The following is a 20,876-nucleotide window of genomic DNA, read 5'->3' as shown; positions in this document are numbered from 1 at the left end:
GACACCCTTGCGGGTGTCGCCTTTTTCTTTAGCCCTGGACTTTGTAGGAGCTGTCGAGCGAAGCGAGGCTGCGATCTTTTGATCTTTCGCTTGAGATTCAAGCGTCTTTGGAAAGATCGCAGCCTCGTTGCACTCGACAGCTCCTACAGGGCGCAACCCAGCGGGAGCAAGCTACTCAGGTTTTACAACTCGATCTTGACCGCCTGGGAAGCCCGGGTCGCCTTGGCGCGGGCGGCTTCGATGGATTCGTCGCGGGCCAGGGCCACGCCCAGGCGGCGCTGGCCGTTGACTTCCGGTTTGCCGAACAGGCGCAGGGCGGTGTCCGGTTCGCTCAGGGCCGCGCCCAGGTTGGCGAAAGCAGTCTGGGTCGACTGACCTTCCACCAGGATCACCGCCGAGGCCGAAGGGCCGAACTGACGGATCAGCGGGATCGGCAGGCCGAGAATGGCGCGAGCATGCAGGGCGAACTGCGACAGGTCCTGGGAGATCAGCGTTACCAGGCCGGTGTCGTGTGGGCGCGGCGAGACTTCGCTGAACCACACCTGGTCACCCTTGATGAACAGCTCGACGCCAAACAGGCCGCGGCCGCCCAGGGCTTCGGTCACTGCCTTGGCCACGCGCTCGGATTCGGCCAGGGCCACCGGGCTCATGGCTTGTGGCTGCCAGGATTCCTGGTAGTCGCCCTTTTCCTGACGGTGGCCGACCGGCGCGCAGAAGGTGGTGCCGCCGACGTGACGCACGGTGAGCAGGGTGATTTCGTAGTCGAAATCGATGAACCCTTCGATGATCACCCGACCCTTGCCGGCACGGCCGCCTTCCTGGGCGTAGTCCCAGGCTTTTTGCACGTCATCGGCACTGCGCAGCAGGCTCTGGCCCTTGCCCGAGGAACTCATCACCGGCTTGACCACGCAGGGGAAACCCAGGGTTTCCACGGCCTTGCGGTAGTCTTCCACGGTGTCGGCGAAGAAGTATGGCGATGTGGGCAGGCCCAGCTCTTCGGCGGCCAGGCGACGAATGCCTTCACGGTTCATGGTCAACTGCGCGGCGCGGGCGGTGGGGATCACGGTGAAGCCTTCGGCCTCCAGTTCCACCAGGGTGGCGGTGGCGATGGCTTCGATTTCCGGCACGATGAAGTGCGGCTTCTCGGCCTCGATCACCGCACGCAGGGCAGCGCCGTCGAGCATGTTGATCACATGGCTGCGGTGGGCCACTTGCATGGCCGGCGCGTTGGCGTAGCGATCCACGGCGATCACCTCGACGCCCAGGCGCTGCAGTTCGATTACCACTTCCTTGCCCAGCTCACCGCTGCCACACAACAAAACGCGGGTCGCGGTGGGCGACAATGGGGTTCCGATACGGGTCATCTGAAGGTCCTCAAACAGGAGCGGATCATCGCGGGTTGCGCGCCGGGCGAGCTTCCCATGGGAGAAAGCGCGGCATTTTACATGAACAGCGTCAGCCCGTGACGGGCTGTTTGCGTAGACGCCAGGCCATGATCAGCCAGACGGCCGTGACCCCGGCGAATTTCGAGAGCAGGGCGGTGATCACCACGGCGGGCGTCAGGGCGTCGATCAGGCCGAAGAAGATGAACGTGTCCAGGGGAATGCTCAAGGCCGAACTGATCCACAACCGGTCATGCAGTGGGCGCCGGGTGACGGTGAACACCAGCCAGTCGATGCACTCGGACACGGCAAACGCCGTGGCGCTGGCCAGGGCGATGGTCGGGTCGGAGGTGACATAGGACAACACCAGCGCCACCAGCATCGCCACGATGGCGCCGTGGCCGAAGCGGGTCTGCACCATGTCCCGCAGGATGAACACCAGCCCGCCCCAGGCCGACCAGATGATGTCCAGGTGCGGTGCGGCGGAAAACGCGAAGTTGATCAGCACGACGCTGCTGATGTAAGCGAGCAGGAAAAGCATGGGGCGTGGTACCTGGTGATGACGGATAAGGTATTAGAGGACAGCGATAATCCCTGTGGCGAGGAAGCTTACACCCGCTGGGCTCTGTAGGAGCTGGCGAAGGCTCGGGCCGCGTTCGGAGGATCTTTTGATCCTGAGCTTTTGCTTGCGACTCAACTGTCTGGGACAAGATCGCAGCCTCGTTGCGCTCGACAGCTCAGCCCCAGCACCTCAATCTTCGTCGCTGGCATCCGCTTTCCAATACCCTACCGCCTTCACGAAATCCTGGTGCAGGCCTTTCTCTTCCAGCAACACCTTGCGAATCTGCCGCGACACCTTGCTTTCGGTGGCGACCCAGGCATACAGCTTGCCGCGGGGCATTTCCAGCTGTTGCACGGTGCGTAGCAGGTTGTCCTGGCGGCCTTCGCGCAGCACCCAGATCACGTGCACCTGCGCCGGGCTTTGGAGCACTTGCTGCTCGGCGCCGTTTTCCACTTCCACCACCACCAGGGCACGTCGGTTGGGCGCCAGGCCTTCAAGGCGGCGGGCGATGGCGGGCAGGGCGGTTTCGTCGCCGATCAGCAAGTAACTGTCGAAGATGTCCGGCACGATCATCGAGCCCCGTGGCCCGGCGATGTGCAGGTACTGCCCGGGCGTTGCCTGGGCCGCCCAGGTCGCGGCAGGGCCGTCGCCGTGGAGCACGAAATCGATGTCCAGCTCCAGGGTGCCCAGGTCGTAGCGGCGCGGGGTGTAGTCGCGCATCTCGGGCATCGGGCCCTGTGCCTTGCCGGCACCGGGGTTGAAGTTTTCAAGGGCCGCGTGTTCCTCGGCGTTCTGCGGGAACAGCAGCTTCACGTGATCGTCGGTGCCCAGGCTGACGAACCCGGCCAGTTCCGGCCCGCCGACGGTGATACGGCGCATGCGTGGGGTCAGGTCCTGCACCCGCAACACTTGCAGGCGACGGCGTTTGATCTCGTGGGTGACGCGGTGAATGGTGTTTGGATCGACTTCGGTCATTGGCTTGACTCCGAGGCTGGGGGACGGTCGGGGCCGTCGATGATGGCTTTGGCGGTGTCGTTGAGCAGGTCGCGCACCCGCCGGATTTCTTCCGGGCTCCAGCGGCCAGGGTGCTTTTGCAGCGCATGGCGCAGGTTATACACCGCTTCATGGATTTCCGGGGGCCGATCGTGGCCGCGCAATGTGCGCTTGCTGATTTCAATGCGCGTGCGCACCTCATTCAGTGCTTCGGCCTGGTCCTCAAGTGATAGACGTCCGGCATCGGTCACGCTGTAGCATTTTTTTCCGTCTTCGACGTCACAGGTGACCATTGCGCTCATTTCCAGGAAGGACAGGGTCGGGTAGATCACCCCGGGGCTGGGGCTGTAGGCGCCGTCGAACATGCCCTCGATCCGGCGGATCAGGTCATAGCCGTGGCAGGGCTGTTCGGCAATCAGTGCCAACAACAGCAACTTCAGGTCACCGGCGGCGAAGACGCGTGGGGTTCGCCCGCCGCGTGTACGAGTGGCTGGGCGTTCGAAGTCATCGTAATGGATGGGGGGTATCGGGCCTGTCATCTATCTGCTCTCCGTTCTGCATAAGATAGAGCCGAGATATATCTTTGTGCTGAGATATATCTTTTCTTGCAGATCTATCTTTTTAAGATATATCTTTATTCTCGGTGGCTAAGTTTTCGCAATGAAACCTTACCTGAAGCCCTATATAGACGGGGCGCCTGGGCCGGGCGTCGACCTGTTTAATTGCTAAATAATTTCAATGTGGGCTGTTTCTTACAGCTGAACTTCTGTTTTTCAAAAAGTTGAGTCTTTTTCTTAGTTTCGTATGCTGGATTTACTACACGTCTATGGGAAAGTGCCTGCTTATTTTTAATTAAAGAGAGCCGATCATGCTCGGCGTTGAGGGACACGCCGGTTGTTAGTGACTTGCTGCCTCAATCTTTCTCTCTTTATTGCTACGAACAGGTGTAAAAACATGCTCAAACAATTCGTAACCGCTGCTTCCCTGACTGCAGCTGCCCTGGGTACTTCGCAGGTATTCGCGCTCGATGATGCGCGCTCCGCTATCCACATCACCGCGAACATCCCGACCCAGCAGTTCCACGTGCAGCCACGTGACCCGAACTTCGGTAAGGATGAAGTCATGAGCTACAACACGGTCAGCGGCACCTTGACTTCGTTGCGCCAGACCTTCGACGTGAAGAACACCGAGGGTTCGGTCCACGCCTACATCGAGGGTGGCCCGGCGGCGCTGTACAACGGCCGTGACTCCATTGCCCTGACCACTGCGTTCAATGGCATCACACTGACCGCCACGCCTCAGGAAGTGGTGGACGACGCAGCGTCGACTCCAGGTACCCAAGCCGACATGAGCATCGTCGCGGCCCGTCCTCTGGATACCCAGAATGGCCTGTACACCGCCGACATGACCGTGATCTTCGACGCCGTGCCGCGCCCGTGATCCGGTTCGATGCCCGGTGAGCTTCAGCTCATTGCACGGGCATCGCCGCAGGCCGTCCGGCGCTCCCCAGCCGGGCGGCCCGCACCTGAAACGCCCTGATCGCTCGCAGATTATGAGAATCCGTTGATGTTTCCGATGACACCCATCGCGGGTGCGCTCGCGCTATTGTTGTGCGCGAACGCATTGGCCGCGCCGACTGCCCCCGGTACCACACCGAGAAGCCTGCTGTCCCAGGCCAAGGGACTGCCGGCGGAGTTTGAATCGCACTTCTTCGATGTGCCTCTGGCGGTTCGTATTGAACTCAATCAACAGTACCTCGGCGAAGCCATGGTGGTCTTGTCGCGGGATGATCGTATAACCCTGCTCGAGTTCACCGACACGCAGGACAGCCCGATGACAACTGTCGAGCGCGAGCAATGGGAGCAGCATCTCAAACAGGGACAAGTGCTGGGCGCCTGTGAAGGTAGCTGTCCGTCAGGGCTGCTGGCCGTGCACTACAGTCTCGAAAATTCATTGGTATCGATCCTGACCCGGGATGTGGAACGATCGACCGAAACCAAGCGTTATTACGATCAACCGGAAGTTGGCAGCTTCGGCCTGATTTTCAACAACCAATTGAATCTCAACGGTGGCCAGGAACAGGACACGGGTGGCCGTTATGGGCTCAACGCCATTTCCAGCGTGGGCAACTGGAGCCAGTCGCTGGACCTTCAGCTTTCGCGTCTTGGCGGGCCGGACGACAAGCTCTACCACGCTGTCCATGAGCTCTACACCCAGCGGGAAATGGAAGGGACTTTTTTTCGCCTGGGTTATTTCACGCCCAGCTCCGATGGCTTGAACCGCCAGATCCGTTCGTTCGGTGCCAATCCGGACACCGCGCTCGGGGTGATGTACGGCAGTTCCGACAGCCTGGCGATCGACAATCCCAAACCCAGCGTCTACCCCATTTATGTCACCGCGAGCCGCCAGGCTTCGGTGGAGATTTATCGCAACGGCCTGCTGATCAACACCCAGGCAGTCAGCGCCGGTTTGCAGAGCCTGGATACCCGACCCTTGCCGGGGGGGATCTATGAAGTGGAAGTCCGGCTGGTCGAGGACGGACAAACCACCGCCACCAGCCAGGAGCTGGTCTACAAGCCCAACAATTGGAACAGTCCCGAAGACCGCTGGCGCTACAACGTGTTCGCCGGACGCGAAACCCGGCTGTGGAGCAATTGGGAAGACCAGCCTTCGGGTTTCACGACGGCGGGGCTCGGCCTCAACTACCTGCTGCATCCGCGGGTGATCCTGGGCGGCTCAGCACGCCAGGTGCAGGACAAGCTGCAAGTCGGCACTTCAGTGGACTGGACGCTGGGGACCAACACCAGCCTGTACGCCAACGTCTATCAGACCCAGCAATACGGCACCGGCATGGACCTGCAAGGCCTGTACAGCTACGGCCATGGCAGCGTGGTGGCCAGTCACAACCGCAGTTGGCTGGACACCCGCAACACCTATGAAACCCTGTCGGACGGCACCCGTGTTCGCCGGCGCAACGTATTCATTGGCCACACCAGCAACTCCTCGCTGTCGGTCAATCATCGCTTGAGCAACAAGGCCTCCGTCAACGCCCGGCTGGCCTACAGCGAAGGCAATGTCCAGGGCACCGGCCTGGACCTGGGCTGGACCCAGCGCGGCAAGGTGCGTGGCAGCGATGCCAACTGGCGGTTGTCGGTATTCGACCGCCCCGGCACGTCCAGTACCGCCGACCGGCGCAATCGCGGTATTGACCTGACCCTCAACGTCGCCCTGGGTGGGCCCGGCGAGTACTGGTCGGGCAGCATCGGCACCCGCACCTCGCGGGACGGTGATCGGGACCACAATGGCTCGCTGACCTATCGCCGGACCCTGGAAGATCATGTGCTGCAAAGCGTCTCCGCCACGGCGCTGGCCGACACCTATGGCGTGGGCCTGTCGGGTCTTGCCAGTTTCCAGACCGATTCACTGTATGGCGACGGTTTCGTCCAGCGTTCTTCCTACAACGACAACCTCACCGGCGGCCTGAACTTGAGCAGCACCGTGGCCGTGGGCGGCCAGAAAGCCGCCTTTACCGGCCAGCCCCATGGGCGCGGCGCGGGCATGATCGTCGATGTAGAGACCGATCTGGACATGGTCGCCCTGCGTGCCGATGACTTGACCGGCGGCAGCACCCTGTTGCATCCGGGCCGTAACTTCGTGCCGATCACCGCCTATAAAAACAGCATGGTGACGTTCGACTTCGACGGTGTGCACCCGCCGGCGGCGAACATCGAGCCTTCGCGCAGCCGTTATCACTTGAACAAGGGCGGGGTGGACTATCGCAAGGTGCGTGTGATGAGAACCGTGACCGTGCTCGGTCGCCTGCTCGATGAGCAAGGGCAACCGCTCAGGGGGCATCACGTAATCAACCACGCCAGTCGCGGTGTCAGCGAGGCGGACGGGTTCTTCTCCATGGAAATGAACGCCGGCTCACCGACCCTGGAAGTGCGCTATGGCAGCGAGTTGTATTGCCGGTTCCGCCTCGACCCGGACAACGCCCACCGCGAAGGCGACGTGTTGTTGATCGGTGATTTGAGCTGCACGCCGGACACCCTGGCCGATACGACGATTGTCGAGGCTGGTAGTGCGAAACAACGCTCGTGACGCCGTGGGAGCAAAGCTTGCTCGCGATGAACGATAACGCAATTCGCCTGAAGAGCGGGGCGCCTGCATCGCGGGCAAGCCTTGCTCCCACAGGTGGATTTCTCACCATCTATTTGCAGTGATCTGTCTTGATGCATGAGGTTGTATAAATGAAACCCTTATCGGTTGCAGTGCGCAGCGTGGTCTCGGTGTTGTTGTTTGCGTGCGTGCCTGCGGCCAATGCCTTGACGCAGGATATCAATGCTGTATTCAGGCCTACCCCTTCGAGTCCCATGAACAACAAGTTCATCAATATCACACCCGTCTGGGGATATTGTCGAGACGACCCAGGGCAGTGTGCCAATTTGGGTGTTTACAGTCATTTGGCGCCCATCAAATTTACGTCATCCCGGCCTATTCAGCCGAATCACTCAGATGTCCGACAAGGCGCTATGTTCTCGCTACCCGTTGATTGGCGTACGGTACAGATTGTCGATTCGGCCACGGGTAAAAGCGAAGAGGTTTCGATACGAATCGCCGGTGTGGGAGGGGTGTATCTGCTTAACGCACACCCCGCCGAATTGGTGGGGGAAGATGTAGACCTCTTCTCAGCGCATCGAATGCTCTGGGGTAGTGATTGGGGCCGTCCTCCTCAACCGTGTAGAAACGGTGGGGTGCCCGGAGGCGCTTATTACGGAAACACGGGTTTCGGTTTTTTTTGGCACACGCCGCAACAGGACTTTACCTGTGCCAAAGGTGCGAGATACCTGATACCTGAGCTTCGCTATCAGTCTTTTACTTACACCTATGAGCTGCGCACCCCCGACCCTTTGAAGATGTTGTCCGGCCGGTATACAGGATCATTGACCTATTCGGTTGGGCCGCGGCAAGACTTTGATCTGGGCGATGTCATGCTTCCTGATGACTCGACACTTACGCTCAATTTCAATTTTGAGGTCGACCACGCCTTCCGGGTAGAGGTCCCTCCCGGTGGAAACCGTGTCGAACTAGTCCCCCAGAAAGGCTGGCAGTCATGGCTTACGACCGGTAGTAAACCGACGCGATTGTTCCGTGACCAGACATTCCATATCTCGGCCTCTTCCTATTTCAAGATGAGGCTTGAATGCCAGTACATCAGCGGTAATACCTGTGCGATTGCAGAGGCCGGCTCGGGTCATGCTGTGCCCGTGGATGTCAGCGTGAGCTTGCCCGAGGGACTGACGGACGCCACCGGGCAGCCGGTCAGCCGCCGTCGATTGTTACTCGATGGCAGCGGCACCGAATTGTTCAAGCCAAGTTTTTTTGTCAATCGACAACAGGGGATCTTGCACTTTGAGGTGGACGGTAGAGGGGTTGGAGAAATGCTCGACAGCGGCGCCAAGGCCTACACCGGCAATGTCACGGTGATCTGGGATTCGGAAGTTTGAATGGTTTTGGTCCGCTCGGACTTATTTGATGTACGAGGTTGTATTGATGAAACACTTGACGGCGGCAATGTGCAGAGTGGCTTCGGTGTTATTGCTTACCTGCGCATCTGAGGCCAATGCCTTCACTCGGGAAATTACCGCAGTATTCAGGCCCGACTCCTCGAAACCCAACGAGAATACCTTTCTCAATACCACGCCTGTTAGCGGTTACTGCGCACAATATCCGTCGGAATGCAGGGCAACAAAGATGTTCAGCATTCGGTTGCCCTTTATTTTCAGTTCGACCAGTCCTATTCAAGCCAACCATGGGGATGCTCGACAGGGTGCGATGTTTAAACTCCCTACCACTTGGCGCACGACACAGGTGACCCATTCAGTGACGGGTGAAACTGAAGTCGTTGAAGTGCGCTGGTCCGGTATAGGTTCGACATACCGACTCTCTGGTGACGCCATCGACTTGGTCGGTGGGGGCGTGTCGCTCTTGATCGCCCATCAACGGTTATGGCGCGGCCTTAGTTGGGTATATGCCCCCTCGCCTTGTAGATACAGCGGTATAGGGGCGTATACCAATACCGAATACATCTTCTTCTGGAAAACCCCGGTAGAGGGCGTGTGTGCAAAAGGGGCCAATTATTTGATCCCTGGCTTTTCTTACCGCTATCTGGACTTTGCCTACGAACTGCGCACCCCCAACCCACTGAAAATGTCGTCCGGCCAATACACCGGGTCGCTGACTTATAGCGTCGGGCCGGGGCAGGACATTGACATGGGTGACGTCATGCTTCCCAACGATTCGGCACTCACCCTCGACTTCAAACTCGACGTCGAGCACGCACTCAGGGTCGAAGTCCCCCCCGGTGGCAACCGGGTAGAGCTGGTGCCCCAGGAGGGCTGGCAGTCCTGGTTGAACAGTGGCCGCAAACCGACGCGGTTGTTTCGTGACCAGCGCTTCCATATCTCCGCTTCCTCACGTTTCAAGATGGCGCTCGAATGCCAAACCATCAGCGGCAATACCTGCGCGATCTCCGAAGCCGGCACCGGTCATGCCGTTCCGGTGGACGTCAGCGTCAGCCTGCCCGATGGCTTGACCGACGCCGCCGGGCAACCGGTCAACCGTCGCCGGGTATGGCGTGACGGCAGCGGTACCGAACTGTTCCAGCCGGGTCTTTATGTCGATCGCCGGTCGGGAACCCTGCACTTTGAAGTGGCCCGCAGCAACGTCGAAGAGATGCTCGACAGCGGCGCCAAGGGTTATGCCGGCAATGTCACGGTGATCTGGGATTCGGAAGTTTAAAAAGGAGTGACTTGGGCAGTCTGAGTCGATCAAGGGAGAGGTAAAGATGAAGCGGTTACCAGTGGCAGTGCAAGGCATGGTATCGGTGGTGGTGTTGACCTGTGCATCGACGGCCAATGCCGTGAGCAATGATATCAACGCTATCTTCAGGCCCGATCCCTCGAGGCCCAACGAAAATACCTTTCGCAACACCACCCCGGTCTCGGGTTTTTGCGCAATGTATCCGGCGGTATGCGAGGCGGAAAAAATGTCCAGCATCCAACTGCCCATTACCTTTGAGTCGACCGGCCCCATCCAGGCCGATCATGGGGATGTCCGGCAGGGGGCAATGTTCGATGTGCCCACCACTTGGCGTCCGGCACAGGTGACCCATACCGGTACGGGTGAAAATGAAATCGTTCACGTCCGCATATCCGGCATAGGTTCTGGCTACCAACTTCCTGTCAGCGTAATCGACCTGGTGGGCGGAGAGGTAAATCTAGCGACCGCCCATAGCAAGTTATGGGGCGGCTCCAGCTGGATGCATGCGCCGTCGCCCTGTCGATCCACTACTTTTGGGACCATGAACGAGCGTATCTATAATTTTTTCTGGAAGACGCCGACCGAGGGGGTGTGTGCCAAACAGTCCAGGTTCCTGATCCCCAGCATGTCTTACCGGCCCATGGAATTTGCCTACGAACTGCGTACACCCAACCCATTGAGGATGTCGTCTGGCCGATACACAGGTTCAGTGAGCTATGGGGTTGGACCGGGGCAGGACTTCGATATGGGCGACGTCATGCTTCCCAGTGACTCGGTAATCACCCTCAATCTGAAACTCGATGTCGAGCACACCCTAAAGGTCGAAGTGCCCCCCGGCGGCAACCGCGTCGAACTGGTGCCCCCGGAAGGCTGGCAAGCGTGGCTGAACAGCGGGTCAAAACCGACGCGGCTGTTTCGTGACCAACGCTTCCATATCTCGGCCTCGACACGTTTCAAGATGGCGCTCGAATGCCAGACCGTCAGCGGCAATACCTGCGCGATTGCCGAAACCGGTAGCGGTCATGCCGTACCGGTGGACGTCAGCGTGACCCTGCCCAACGGGCTGGCCGACGCCGCTGGGCAACCGATCAATCGCCGCCGCTTATTGCGTGATGGCAGCGGCACCGAGCTGTTCCAGCCGGGTTTTTACGTCGATCGCCGGCCGGGCACCCTGCACTTTGAAGTGGCCCGCGCCAGCGTCGAAGAAATGTTGGGCAGCGGCGCCAAGGCCTATGCCGGCAACGTCACGGTGATCTGGGATTCGGAAGTCTGAGGGCCCTCGAGGCCCGCCATATTCAGTATTTACGTTTAATGCATGAGGTTAAAGAAGCGATGAAACATCTATGGGCATGGATTGGGTTCTATCTGTTTTGCGGCATGGCCCAGGCCGGACCGCAAATCGGTGTCGGGGTGGTCTACGACTACCTGGACGGCGACAAAAGCACCTACATGAAACGGGTGTTCAACGGCGGTACCTCCACGGCATTCGTCAAGGTCAACATCCTGGAAATTGTCTACAACGAGGACGGCACCTATCAGGAAGTGCCGCTGCAGAACCAGGCCAGTGCCATGGCCAAGGACGGCCTGATGGCCAGCCCGGCGCGGCTGATCGTGCCGGCCAACGGCATGCAGGGCACGCGCTTGCTGTTCATGGGCAACCGCGACAAGGAGCGTTACTTCCGGGTGCGTTTCGTGCCGGTGGTGCCCGAAGCTGAGGACGAGTTTGCCATCAGTGCGCAGGAGCGCGAAGAGTACAAGAAGGAACGCGTGGCGGCGGGGCTCAAGGTTCTTGCGGGCTACGGCACGGTGTTTTTCGTGCGCCCCAAGGCCACCCGTTTCGAGACGGTGATCGATGACAGCGCCGCACGTTACCTGATGCGTAACAACGGCAACAGCGTGGTGATCATCGATGAGTTCAAGGACTGTGCAGCGAAGGCGGAACACGACTGCCGGCCAACCACCAAGCACCACGTCATGGCCGGTCGCACATTTTCCTTCGACAAGGAGCAGGGGCGTGAGTATCGCTTCACGCTGATCGAGGGCGGCCAGAGCAAAGCCGTCGAGATCAAGGGTTGACGGTTGCCGTCGCCGAACCGTCGTTGAAGCCACAGGTAATCAAAATGTCCAAGACACTGCTAAGCCCCCTCGCATTGACCGCTCTGATGTTGCCCTGGAGCCCGGCCTGGGGCGCGGTTGAACGGGAAACCTTCGAACTCTACGTGACTATCCCCACGCTCGATTTCTATGTGCTGCCCCTTGACCCGCAGTTGGTGCAGCGTGAACAACGCTTGCCCTTCAGCAGCTTCACCAACGACCTGCGCCCGTTGCGGGCGACCTACGAGGTGAAGAACAGCAATGGTGCCATCGGCGCGCGCCTGGCTGAAGAGGCGTACTTGTCCAACGGTCGTGATCGTATCGACTTGCGGGTGAGGTTCAACAACGTCGAGTTGACCCTCGATTCGAACCACGTGGTGTCAGCCATCGAGGCCCGGCCCGGACGCCAGGTGCCGCTGGAAATCGCCGCGATCAAGCCCGCTGGCGACTACAAGCCCGGCGATTACTACGGCACGGTGCACATGGTGTTCGATGCCATTGCGCCGTGAGCAGCAAAGGTGTGGGTTGGACCCCAGCGGTAGCAAGCGCCCTCGCCACTAGGTGGATTCCACTTCGTTTTATTAATCTGAAAAGGTATCAAGCATGTTTAGAAAAGTGATGTTCATGACGATCCTTGCGGCCCTGAGCCCTTCACTGGTGCTGGCGGCTGATGATGCTCGCACTGCCATCCATATCACCGCGAACGTTCCCAACAAGCAGTTCCATGTGCAGCCGCGTAATCCGGACTTCGGCAAGGATGAGGTTATGCACTTCGACCCAGTGAACAGCCAACTGAGCCCGCTGCGCCAGACTTTCGATGTGAAGCACACCGATGGCTCGGTCCACGCCTCCCTCGAGGGTGATCGGGTGTCGTTGACCAACGGCAGAGACGCCATTCCCCTGCTTGTCAGGTTCAACAATATCCGCCTGACCGGTGTGCCCCAGGAAGTTGTGGATGACGCAACGTCCACGCCTGGCACCCAGGCGGACTTGCACATCATGGCCTCGGACAAGGTCTACGATGGTCAGCACGGCCTGTACACCGCCGACTTGACCGTGATCTTCGACGCGGTGCCTCGCGTAAACCCTTGACCCACACCGCGTCGCTGACCATCAGTGGCTTGCCACCAAGGGCTTGCATTGGGTGTGACTGCCCGGCTGCAAGTAGGGCGAAAGGAACGGTGCCATGCCCTTGAGCACCTGCACCGGCAAGGCCGAGGTGAATTTGAAGTTCTGCGCCGACGCACCTGGCACGTAGGCGGTCAGGGTGCCGAAATGGCTGTCGCCGATGTAGAACACGAAGGTGGCGGTGCGGTTGATCGACTTGGAGCTGATCACCCGCCCGCCGGAACCGACGGCTTCGATGCGGTTGTCACCGGTGCCGGTCTTGCCGCCCATGGCCAGCGGAGTGCCGTCGGCCAGCGTGAAACTGCCGGCTACGCGTTTCGCGGTGCCGGCATCCACCACTTGGGACAGCGCACTGCGCAAGGCCCGGGCCACGTCCATCGGCATCACACGCTTGCCGTTATCTGGATCGCTCACCAGCCGTGTCTCGTAAGGTGTACCGACGGCAAAGTCCAGGCTGTCGACCCGCAACGCGGGTTGGCGGATGCCATCGTTGAGGATGGTGCCCACCAGTTCCGCCAGCGCGGCGGGGCGGTCGCCGGAGCTGCCGATGGCAGTGGCCAGCGACGGCACCAGATGGTCGAAGGGGTAGCCGACTTGCTGCCAGCGCTGGTGGATATCCAGAAAGGCTTCGATTTCCAGCATGGTCCGGATGCGGCTGTCACGGGCGCTCTTGTGCCGGCTCTTGAACAGCCAGCTGTAGACTTCCTGGCGCTCGAACTGGCTGGCCTTGACGATCTGGCTGAACTTGGCGTCGGGGTTGTTCAGCAGATAGCCCACCAACCACAGGTCCAGCGGGTGGACTTTGGCGATGAAGCCCTGGTCCGGCAGGTCATAGGCGCCGGGACCATAGCTCCGGTAGAGCCGTTCCAGGCGTTCATCGGTGAGTTTTCCGGCGCTCTTGGCCGACTTCAAGTGCGCCCGCACGAAGCGGTTGAAGTTCTCCTGGCTGTCGTTGGGAAAGAAATACCGGTGCACGGCGGCCAGGCGGATCGCCGTGGGACGCATGCCGTCGAGGAAGGTTTCGAGGCGTTGGGGGGTATCCTTGCCTCGGTACTTCTTCCAGAACCTGAGCAGGAACGCGGTGCCTTCGTGGTCGGCGAACTGGGCCAGGTATTCCTGGCGGCGCGGGTCCTTATCATCCTTGAGCAATTGGGAACTGTTATTGGAGCCTGCGTAGGTGGCGTAGCGCACCAGGTCGCGCATCAGGCGGATGAATGGCAGGTTGATCGATTCACGCAGGGCGTCGCGCAGGGTGGGGTTGCGGCCGTTGTCTTCCTTGCGGAAGTTGTGGAAGGTGTGCAGCCCGCCACCGGTAAAGAACGCCTCGCCAGGGCTGGCTGAATACGTACGGTCCAGCGCGGCCTCGAGCATTTTCGGCAGGCTGCGGTCGGTGTTCTGGATCAGGTAGTCGACCGCCCAGCGGGAGAGACGGTCCTGCTCGGCGATGTCGACTTTCTTCAATGCCGCGGGGGTTTGCTGGGCATAGCGATCGTGCAGTTCGGCGATGATCTGCAGATACGTGGTGAGCACCCGCAACTTGGCGGTGGAGCCCAATTCCAGTTTGCTGCCTTCGTTGATATCGAAGGGCTGGTCGGTGCTGTCGGTCTGCACCCGCACGCGCGAGCCATCGGGGGTCAGTTCCAGCAGGGTGAAGCTGTAGCGCACCTGGGCGGTGCTGGTGGGGGTCAGCAGGCGTTCGCCCATCAGGCCGATCTGGGTCGCGAAAGCCGGGTCGGCCAAGCGCTTGAGGTACTCGGTGGCTTGGGCCTGCAAGTCGCTTTGCAAGGTGCTGGTGGCGGACAGGTCGAGGCGATCGAGGTCATACAGCGGACGATTGAGCAGGGCGGCGAGGCGACTGCGGGCGGCGCTGATGCCTTTGTTGGTTTCGTTGGGCTGGACGGTCGGGTCCTGGACCCAGTCGCGATAACTGACCTTGCTCGCCAGGGCCGCCTCGGCCAGCGCCGCATCGATCACGCCGTTCTGCGTCAACAGTCGGATGTGGCTGTCGGTCAGGCGCGCCAGTTCATCGTGGCCCTTGGACAGGAAATGGGAGGGGCGGCGCTGGGCGATCATCAACGACAGGACTTCGCGCAGGGCCAGGCCTTTTTCCGCCAGGCTCCTGGGGTCGGTGGCGGTACTGAACAGGCGTTCATTGGCCCGCTTGAAATCGGCGCCGTACCAGACCCGCAGGCCCTCAGCCATGCCATGGACTTCACCATGCCCGGGCACGGCGGAGAGCGGCACGCTGTTGAGGTAGTCACGGATGATCCGCTGCCGCGCCTCGAGGGTTTGCGGGCCAGCCTGATAGGCGCGCACGCTGGCGGAGATCATCTGGCGGATTTTCTCCCCGCCCGACACGGTGAGGCCCTCGGGGGAATGCCGGTATTTTTCCAGTTGTGTCGCCAGTGTGCTGCCCCCGGCGGACTGCCCTGGCAGGCTCAACAGCTTGGCGACTTGCGACCAGACCGCCATGCCGAAACGCGGCCAGTCCACTGCCGGGTTGGCCAGAGGTTGCTTGGGGTCGAGCAGGAAGCGGTTCTCGATAAACAACAGGCTCTGCACCACCACGGGCGGGATCGCTTCGAAGTTCGCATACAGTTGCTGCGGGTACTTGAACTGATAGACCGGCGCGGCGCGGCAGTCGGTGATGGTCAGGCCGGCCTGGATCTTTTCCGTATAGGGCACGAACAGGCCTTTCTCGATGTAGCCCATCAAGGCCGGCGAGAACCGCGCCTGGGCCTGGATCACGTAGTCGCGCTTGAGCAGGCGTGGCAGGAATTCCCCCAGCGCGCTGTAGCCCAAGCGCCGGTCGAACGGACCGGCACCGGGATAGACGATGGCATCGCTGGGCCCCGGCTGCACCGAATAGCTCAGGGACGCGGCGTACTTGCTGATCTCCCGGGCTTGAAACCGCGAGGTGCGCATTTCCTTGGCCACCGCCAAGCCGACCACCACCACGATAATCAGCAGCAACAACCAGAATGCCCGCCAGCCATGCCGTGCGCGGCGTTTTTTTTGAGGTAAAGGCGCTTCTTCCATACGTTCAGTCGGGACCATAGGTTCATTCGAATCGGTTTGCCACAAAGCGCCCATAGTCGACTGATCCATTCACGCAGATTGATCGGACTTGCTTGAAGCTTAGACGGTGGTTGGCGTGGGGGCAGGGGAAATTGTGGATACTGGTCTGTCATGGCTAACGGCGCACCTTTGTGGCGAGGGGATTTATCCCCGCTGGGCTGCGCAGCAGCCCCAATGCAGACAGCTCAATTGTCCAGACATACCGGGTTGCGGTTTTTTGGGGGGGCTGCTACGCAGCCCAGCGGGGATAAATCCCCTCGCCACAGGTACTACGCAAGATTCGGAATATTCGCTCGACCTTTGCAGCGTCGATAAAACAGCGGCGTGGCTAGGCTGCATTCAAACCCTTTCAAAGGAAGCAAGGAATGCATTCACGCCCCAATTCCCATCGCTTGCGTCGAGGTCGTTATTCCGAGCCGGGACGAGCTTATCTGGTGACTGCTGTTGTTTATCAGCGGCGGCCGGTTTTTTCCGACTGGAAGGTTGGCCGGTTATTGGTCGCCGAATTCAAACGCGCTCATGATCTGGGCCATGTGGAGTCCTTGGCCTGGGTGGTGATGCCAGATCATTTCCACTGGTTGCTGCAAATTCACGATTGCCATCTGAGTCGTGTCATCGGCGCCACCAAAGCTCGATGCACCCATCGTGTCAACAACATAACCGGAGCCTCTGGCCCGCTTTGGCAAAGCGGTTTCCATGACCGCGCTATTCGTGACAACGAAGAGCTGCGGCCCAGCGTCGACTACATCATTGCCAATCCGCTTCGGGCGGGGCTGGTGGAATGTATCGGCGATTACCCTCTCTGGGACGTCGCATGGCTTTGAAACCATCATGTTCCTTGTGGCCAGGGGATCTATCTGTGGCAGGGGGGCTGTGGCGAGGGGATTTATCCCCGCTGGGCTGCGCAGCAGCCCTAATACAGGCAACTCAGTTACCCAGACATACCGGGTTGCAGTTGGGGGCTGCTACGCAGCCCAGCGGGGATAAATCCCCTCGCCACGGGTTACGCCTCTCACCACAAGGGGAGGGAGCTTAAAAGCCTTGTGCTAGAGCCCTCGCCCCATGCCCAAACATGACGCTGCACCATCACTGTGCAATACTCGGCGCCGTTTTAAAAAAGACCTTTAATCCAGAGAGCGCCTCTCCAAAAGCCACTTTTGGCACAGGCTTATCCCTGAATTTCCAAGGTTTTACAGTGAAACTCTCTATCCCTGGCTTTTTATACTGCATGGCCCGCTGATCCTGAGATTGTCGTTCCACAGGACGGTCTGCCCACAAGACAGACCCGGCTTCGGCAAGGTGGCAGGCCTATCGGCCTGTGGCTTTGGACGCTCGGGGGCTAATCCAATAACAAGACGAGGTTGTATCCCTATGCCTGTCGGCAATCATCTGCCCCATGGCGAGACCACCCAGGGTGGTCCGCTCAAACGTGAACTCGGTGAGCGGCATATCCGCCTGATGGCGCTCGGCGCTTGCATCGGTGTCGGGCTGTTCCTCGGCTCGGCCAAGGCCATTGAAATGGCCGGTCCGGCGATCATGCTGTCCTACATCATTGGTGGCCTGGCGATCCTGGTGATCATGCGCGCCCTCGGTGAAATGGCCGTGCATAACCCGGTGGCCGGTTCGTTCAGCCGTTATGCCCAGGACTACCTCGGCCCATTGGCAGGCTTCCTGACCGGCTGGAACTACTGGTTCCTGTGGCTGGTGACCTGCGTGGCGGAAATCACCGCCGTGGCCGTATACATGGGCATCTGGTTCCCCGATGTGCCCCGCTGGATCTGGGCCCTGGCCGCGCTGCTCAGCATGGGTTCGATCAACCTGATCGCGGTCAAGGCCTTCGGTGAGTTCGAATTCTGGTTCGCCCTGATCAAGATCGTGACCATCATCGCCATGGTCATCGGCGGCGTCGGCATCATCGCCTTCGGCTTCGGTAACGACGGCGTGGCCCTGGGTCTTTCCAATCTCTGGACCCACGGCGGTTTCATGCCCAACGGCGTGCAAGGCGTGTTGATGTCGCTGCAAATGGTGATGTTCGCCTACCTGGGCGTGGAGATGATCGGCCTGACCGCCGGTGAGGCGAAGAACCCACAGAAAACCATCCCCAACGCCATCGGCTCGGTGTTCTGGCGGATCCTGCTGTTCTACGTTGGCGCGCTGTTCGTGATCCTGTCGATCTACCCGTGGAACGAGATCGGCACCCAGGGCAGCCCATTCGTGATGACCTTCGAGCGCCTGGGCATCAAGACCGCCGCCGGCATCATCAACTTCGTGGTGATCACCGCCGCGCTGTCGTCCTGCAACGGTGGGATCTTCAGCACCGGGCGAATGCTCTACAGCCTGGCGCAGAACGGCCAGGCCCCGGCCGGTTTTGCCAAGACTTCCAGCAACGGCGTGCCACGTCGCGCATTGCTACTGTCCATCGGCGCATTGCTGCTGGGCGTGCTGCTCAACTACCTGGTGCCGGAGAAAGTCTTCATCTGGGTGACCTCCATTGCCACGTTCGGCGCGATCTGGACCTGGGTGATGATCCTGCTGGCCCAGCTCAAGTTCCGCAAAGGCCTCAGCGTTTCAGAGCGCGCGGCCCTGAAATACCGCATGTGGCTGTACCCGGTCAGCTCGTACCTGGCGCTGGCGTTCCTGGTGCTGGTGGTGGGCCTGATGGCGTACTTCCCGGATACACGGGTGGCGTTGTATGTCGGCCCGGCGTTTCTGGTGCTGCTGACGGGGCTGTTTTATACCTTCAAGTTGCAGCCGACGGGGGATGTGCGCAGCGCCGTGCGTTCGGTTTCGTAAATTGATAGCGAGCGAGCCGGACCTTGGAAAAACCACGCAACACGCGCACCGGGCGCGTGATGCTCGCAACGGTTTGCCGTAGGTATAACTGCACGGTTTCTTCTCCCGCGCTTAAGGTGAACGACGAACCTGTGGCGAGGGGATTTATCCCCTTGCCACAAGAGCGGGTGTGTACTCGCAAGCTACGCTGCCGCTGTTTCTTGCGCCTCAAAACTGTCCGCCCGCGCCATCTGCCACATCCGCGAATAAAACGCCCCATTGACCTCTCCGGTCAGCAATTCCCCCGGCTTCAAGAACACATGCAACTGTGAAAACAGTTTGATCTCAGTGGCCGACATACGCCGTACCAGATGCTTGGGCTGCAATTGCGACGGATGTTCAAGCCCGGCGGCGGCGAGCATTTCGGCCAGGGCCTTGAGGGTGTTGCGGTGGAAGTTGTAGACCCGCTGGGCCTTGTCCGGGACGACCAGGGCGCGCTGGCGCAAGGTGTCCTGGGTGGCGACGCCGGTGGGGCATTTGTTGGTATGGCAGCTTTGCGACTGGATGCAGCCGATGGCGAACATGAAGCCGCGCGCGGCATTGGCCCAGTCGGCGCCGATGGCCAGGACGCTGGCGATGTCGAAGGCGCTGACGATCTTGCCGCTGGCCCCGAGCTTGATCTTGTCCCGCAGGTTCAGGCCCACCAGGGTGTTGTGCACGAACAACAGACCTTCGCGCAATGGCACGCCGATGTGGTCGGTGAATTCCACTGGCGCCGCGCCTGTGCCGCCTTCCTTGCCGTCGACCACGATGAAGTCGGGCAGGATCCCGGTTTCCAGCATGGCCTTGGCGATGCCCATGAATTCCCACGGGTGACCCAGGCAGAACTTGAAGCCCACCGGTTTGCCGCCGGACAGTTCGCGCAGTTGCTGAACGAACCGCATCAGTTCGATCGGTGTGGAAAACGCGCTGTGGCGGGACGGCGACACACAATCCTCGCCCATGAGGATGCCTCGTGTCTCGGCGATTTCCCGGGTGACTTTGTGTTTGGGCAGGATCCCGCCGTGGCCGGGCTTGGCGCCTTGCGACATCTTGATTTCAATCATCCGCACCTGCGGGTTCTGCGCCTGGGCGGCGAAACGCTCCGGGTCGAAGCGACCGTCAGGCGTGCGACAGCCAAAATAACCGCTGCCCAGTTCCCAGGTCAGGTCGCCACCGTTCTCGCGGTGGTAGGGGCTGATGCTGCCTTCACCGGTGTCGTGGGCGAAGTTGCCCAACTTGGCCCCTTGGTTCAACGCGCGGATGGCGTTGGCGCTCAGGGAGCCGAAACTCATGGCCGAAATGTTGAACACCGACGCCGAGTACGGCTGGGTGCACTGCGGGCCGCCGACCGTCACGCGAAAACCGCTGGGATCGCTCAACGGGGCCGGGCGCATGGAATGGCCGATGAATTCGAAACCGCTCTGGTAGACGTCGATCAGGGTGCCGAACGGTTTGTCGGCGCTTTCGTTCTTGGCCCGGGAGTACACCAACGAGCGCTGGGCCCGGGAGAAGGGCAGGGCGTCGCTGTCGGATTCGAGCAGGTACTGGCGGATCTCCGGGCGGATGCCTTCGACCAGGTAGCGGATGTTGCCCAGGATCGGGTAATTGCGACGTACGGCGTGGCGGCTTTGCAGCAGGTCGAACAGCCCCAGCAGGCTCAACAACCCGGTCACCAGTGTGATCGGCCAGAGCCAGTCGTGTTGCAGGAACGGCAGGCTGGCGAGGGTGAAGATGACACAGCCGGCAAAGAAGGCGTAACGACTCAGCAGAGACAGGCTCATACGGTTTCCTTGGGGGGAGCGATGGGTGGGGCGGTGCAGGCATTCTGCGCTGTCGGCGAAACGGCGGGCAACCCTGTGGCGAGGGGATTGTTGTGGGAGCAAGGGTATGTGGGATTAAAGCTGTGGGAGCAAAGCTTGCTCGCGATACAGGCGCCTCGGTTTCTGCAATACCGAGTCGCCCCCATCGCGGGCAAGCCTTGCTCCCACAGATTCACAGATTCA

At 60.4% G+C, this 20,876-nt stretch carries 18 protein-coding genes; 10 read left to right on the top strand and 8 right to left on the bottom strand.

Features of this window, described 5'->3' with window-relative positions; all coding sequences use genetic code 11:
* Nucleotides 1–182: 182 nt before the first annotated feature.
* From purT to GFU70_RS22805, 4 genes are all read right to left on the bottom strand, one after another.
* Nucleotides 183–1,364 carry a formate-dependent phosphoribosylglycinamide formyltransferase gene (gene purT, locus GFU70_RS22820; RefSeq protein WP_063324546.1) on the bottom strand — a complete coding sequence of 394 codons (1,182 nt, stop codon included), beginning with the start codon at nucleotides 1,362–1,364 and terminating at the stop codon, nucleotides 183–185.
* Nucleotides 1,365–1,455: 91 nt separating this feature from the next.
* On the bottom strand, nucleotides 1,456–1,923 hold the full coding sequence (locus tag GFU70_RS22815) for a preQ0 transporter (protein WP_058545606.1): 468 nt from the start codon (nucleotides 1,921–1,923) through the stop codon (nucleotides 1,456–1,458).
* A gap of 210 nt (nucleotides 1,924–2,133) precedes the next feature.
* On the bottom strand, nucleotides 2,134–2,919 hold the full coding sequence (locus GFU70_RS22810; protein WP_153388848.1) for a siderophore-interacting protein: 786 nt from the start codon (nucleotides 2,917–2,919) through the stop codon (nucleotides 2,134–2,136).
* Complete coding sequence (locus tag GFU70_RS22805) at nucleotides 2,916–3,476, bottom strand: PadR family transcriptional regulator (protein ID WP_153388847.1); 561 nt, start codon at nucleotides 3,474–3,476, stop codon at nucleotides 2,916–2,918. The genes GFU70_RS22810 and GFU70_RS22805 overlap by 4 nt, the downstream gene beginning before the upstream one ends.
* 415 nt (nucleotides 3,477–3,891) lie before the next feature.
* Here GFU70_RS22805 and GFU70_RS22800 point away from each other — a divergent pair, with 415 nt between their 5' ends.
* The 8 genes from GFU70_RS22800 (at nucleotide 3,892) to GFU70_RS22765 (ending at nucleotide 12,945) form a co-directional block, all read left to right on the top strand.
* Nucleotides 3,892–4,377 (top strand): CS1 type fimbrial major subunit, encoded by a 486-nt coding sequence (locus GFU70_RS22800; protein WP_058545603.1) that lies wholly within the window; start codon nucleotides 3,892–3,894, stop codon nucleotides 4,375–4,377.
* 126 nt (nucleotides 4,378–4,503) lie between these two features.
* Nucleotides 4,504–7,038 (top strand): CS1-pili formation C-terminal domain-containing protein, encoded by a 2,535-nt coding sequence (locus GFU70_RS22795; protein ID WP_153388846.1) that lies wholly within the window; start codon nucleotides 4,504–4,506, stop codon nucleotides 7,036–7,038.
* Nucleotides 7,039–7,187: 149 nt separating this feature from the next.
* Complete coding sequence (locus GFU70_RS22790) at nucleotides 7,188–8,444, top strand: hypothetical protein (protein WP_153388845.1); 1,257 nt, start codon at nucleotides 7,188–7,190, stop codon at nucleotides 8,442–8,444.
* 46 nt (nucleotides 8,445–8,490) lie between these two features.
* Nucleotides 8,491–9,738, top strand: coding sequence for a hypothetical protein (locus tag GFU70_RS22785; RefSeq protein WP_058545608.1), 1,248 nt, complete (start codon nucleotides 8,491–8,493; stop codon nucleotides 9,736–9,738).
* A gap of 46 nt (nucleotides 9,739–9,784) precedes the next feature.
* The gene (locus GFU70_RS22780; protein ID WP_058545600.1) at nucleotides 9,785–11,032 is read left to right on the top strand and encodes a hypothetical protein; all 1,248 of its coding nucleotides are present in this window, start codon (nucleotides 9,785–9,787) and stop codon (nucleotides 11,030–11,032) included.
* Between the two features lie 59 nt (nucleotides 11,033–11,091).
* On the top strand, nucleotides 11,092–11,835 hold the full coding sequence (locus GFU70_RS22775; protein ID WP_058545599.1) for a hypothetical protein: 744 nt from the start codon (nucleotides 11,092–11,094) through the stop codon (nucleotides 11,833–11,835).
* Between the two features lie 44 nt (nucleotides 11,836–11,879).
* Nucleotides 11,880–12,362 (top strand): CS1 type fimbrial major subunit, encoded by a 483-nt coding sequence (locus GFU70_RS22770; protein ID WP_058545607.1) that lies wholly within the window; start codon nucleotides 11,880–11,882, stop codon nucleotides 12,360–12,362.
* A gap of 94 nt (nucleotides 12,363–12,456) precedes the next feature.
* On the top strand, nucleotides 12,457–12,945 hold the full coding sequence (locus GFU70_RS22765) for a CS1 type fimbrial major subunit (RefSeq protein WP_058545598.1): 489 nt from the start codon (nucleotides 12,457–12,459) through the stop codon (nucleotides 12,943–12,945).
* A 21-nt stretch (nucleotides 12,946–12,966) separates the two neighbouring features.
* On the opposite strand, the gene GFU70_RS22760 is transcribed toward GFU70_RS22765, so the two are convergent.
* A complete protein-coding gene (locus GFU70_RS22760) occupies nucleotides 12,967–16,074 on the bottom strand; it encodes a transglycosylase domain-containing protein (protein ID WP_153388844.1) in 3,108 nt (1,035 codons plus the stop codon).
* 350 nt (nucleotides 16,075–16,424) lie between these two features.
* Here GFU70_RS22760 and GFU70_RS22755 point away from each other — a divergent pair, with 350 nt between their 5' ends.
* Entirely contained in the window at nucleotides 16,425–16,883 is a 459-nt protein-coding gene (locus GFU70_RS22755) for an REP-associated tyrosine transposase (RefSeq protein ID WP_153388843.1), read from the top strand.
* Nucleotides 16,884–17,145: 262 nt separating this feature from the next.
* On the opposite strand, the gene GFU70_RS22750 is transcribed toward GFU70_RS22755, so the two are convergent.
* Nucleotides 17,146–17,289 (bottom strand): hypothetical protein, encoded by a 144-nt coding sequence (locus GFU70_RS22750; protein ID WP_153388842.1) that lies wholly within the window; start codon nucleotides 17,287–17,289, stop codon nucleotides 17,146–17,148.
* Between the two features lie 141 nt (nucleotides 17,290–17,430).
* Here GFU70_RS22750 and GFU70_RS22745 point away from each other — a divergent pair, with 141 nt between their 5' ends.
* The gene (locus tag GFU70_RS22745; RefSeq protein ID WP_116641395.1) at nucleotides 17,431–18,852 is read left to right on the top strand and encodes an amino acid permease; all 1,422 of its coding nucleotides are present in this window, start codon (nucleotides 17,431–17,433) and stop codon (nucleotides 18,850–18,852) included.
* Here GFU70_RS22745 and GFU70_RS29190 read toward each other — a convergent pair.
* Nucleotides 18,800–19,111, bottom strand: a complete 312-nt coding sequence (locus GFU70_RS29190) for a fibronectin type III-like domain-contianing protein (protein ID WP_081264469.1) — start codon at nucleotides 19,109–19,111, stop codon at nucleotides 18,800–18,802. The genes GFU70_RS22745 and GFU70_RS29190 overlap by 53 nt on opposite strands.
* Nucleotides 19,035–20,654 carry an FMN-binding glutamate synthase family protein gene (locus GFU70_RS22735; RefSeq protein ID WP_058545594.1) on the bottom strand — a complete coding sequence of 540 codons (1,620 nt, stop codon included), beginning with the start codon at nucleotides 20,652–20,654 and terminating at the stop codon, nucleotides 19,035–19,037. Before GFU70_RS22735 ends, GFU70_RS29190 begins: the two co-directional genes overlap by 77 nt.
* Nucleotides 20,655–20,876 lie beyond the last annotated feature (222 nt).

Source organism: Pseudomonas brassicacearum (genome assembly GCF_009601685.2).
GTDB lineage: Bacteria > Pseudomonadota > Gammaproteobacteria > Pseudomonadales > Pseudomonadaceae > Aquipseudomonas > Aquipseudomonas kilonensis_B.
Note: the sequence above shows the minus strand (reverse complement) of the source record. Positions and strands in the feature narration are given on the sequence as shown.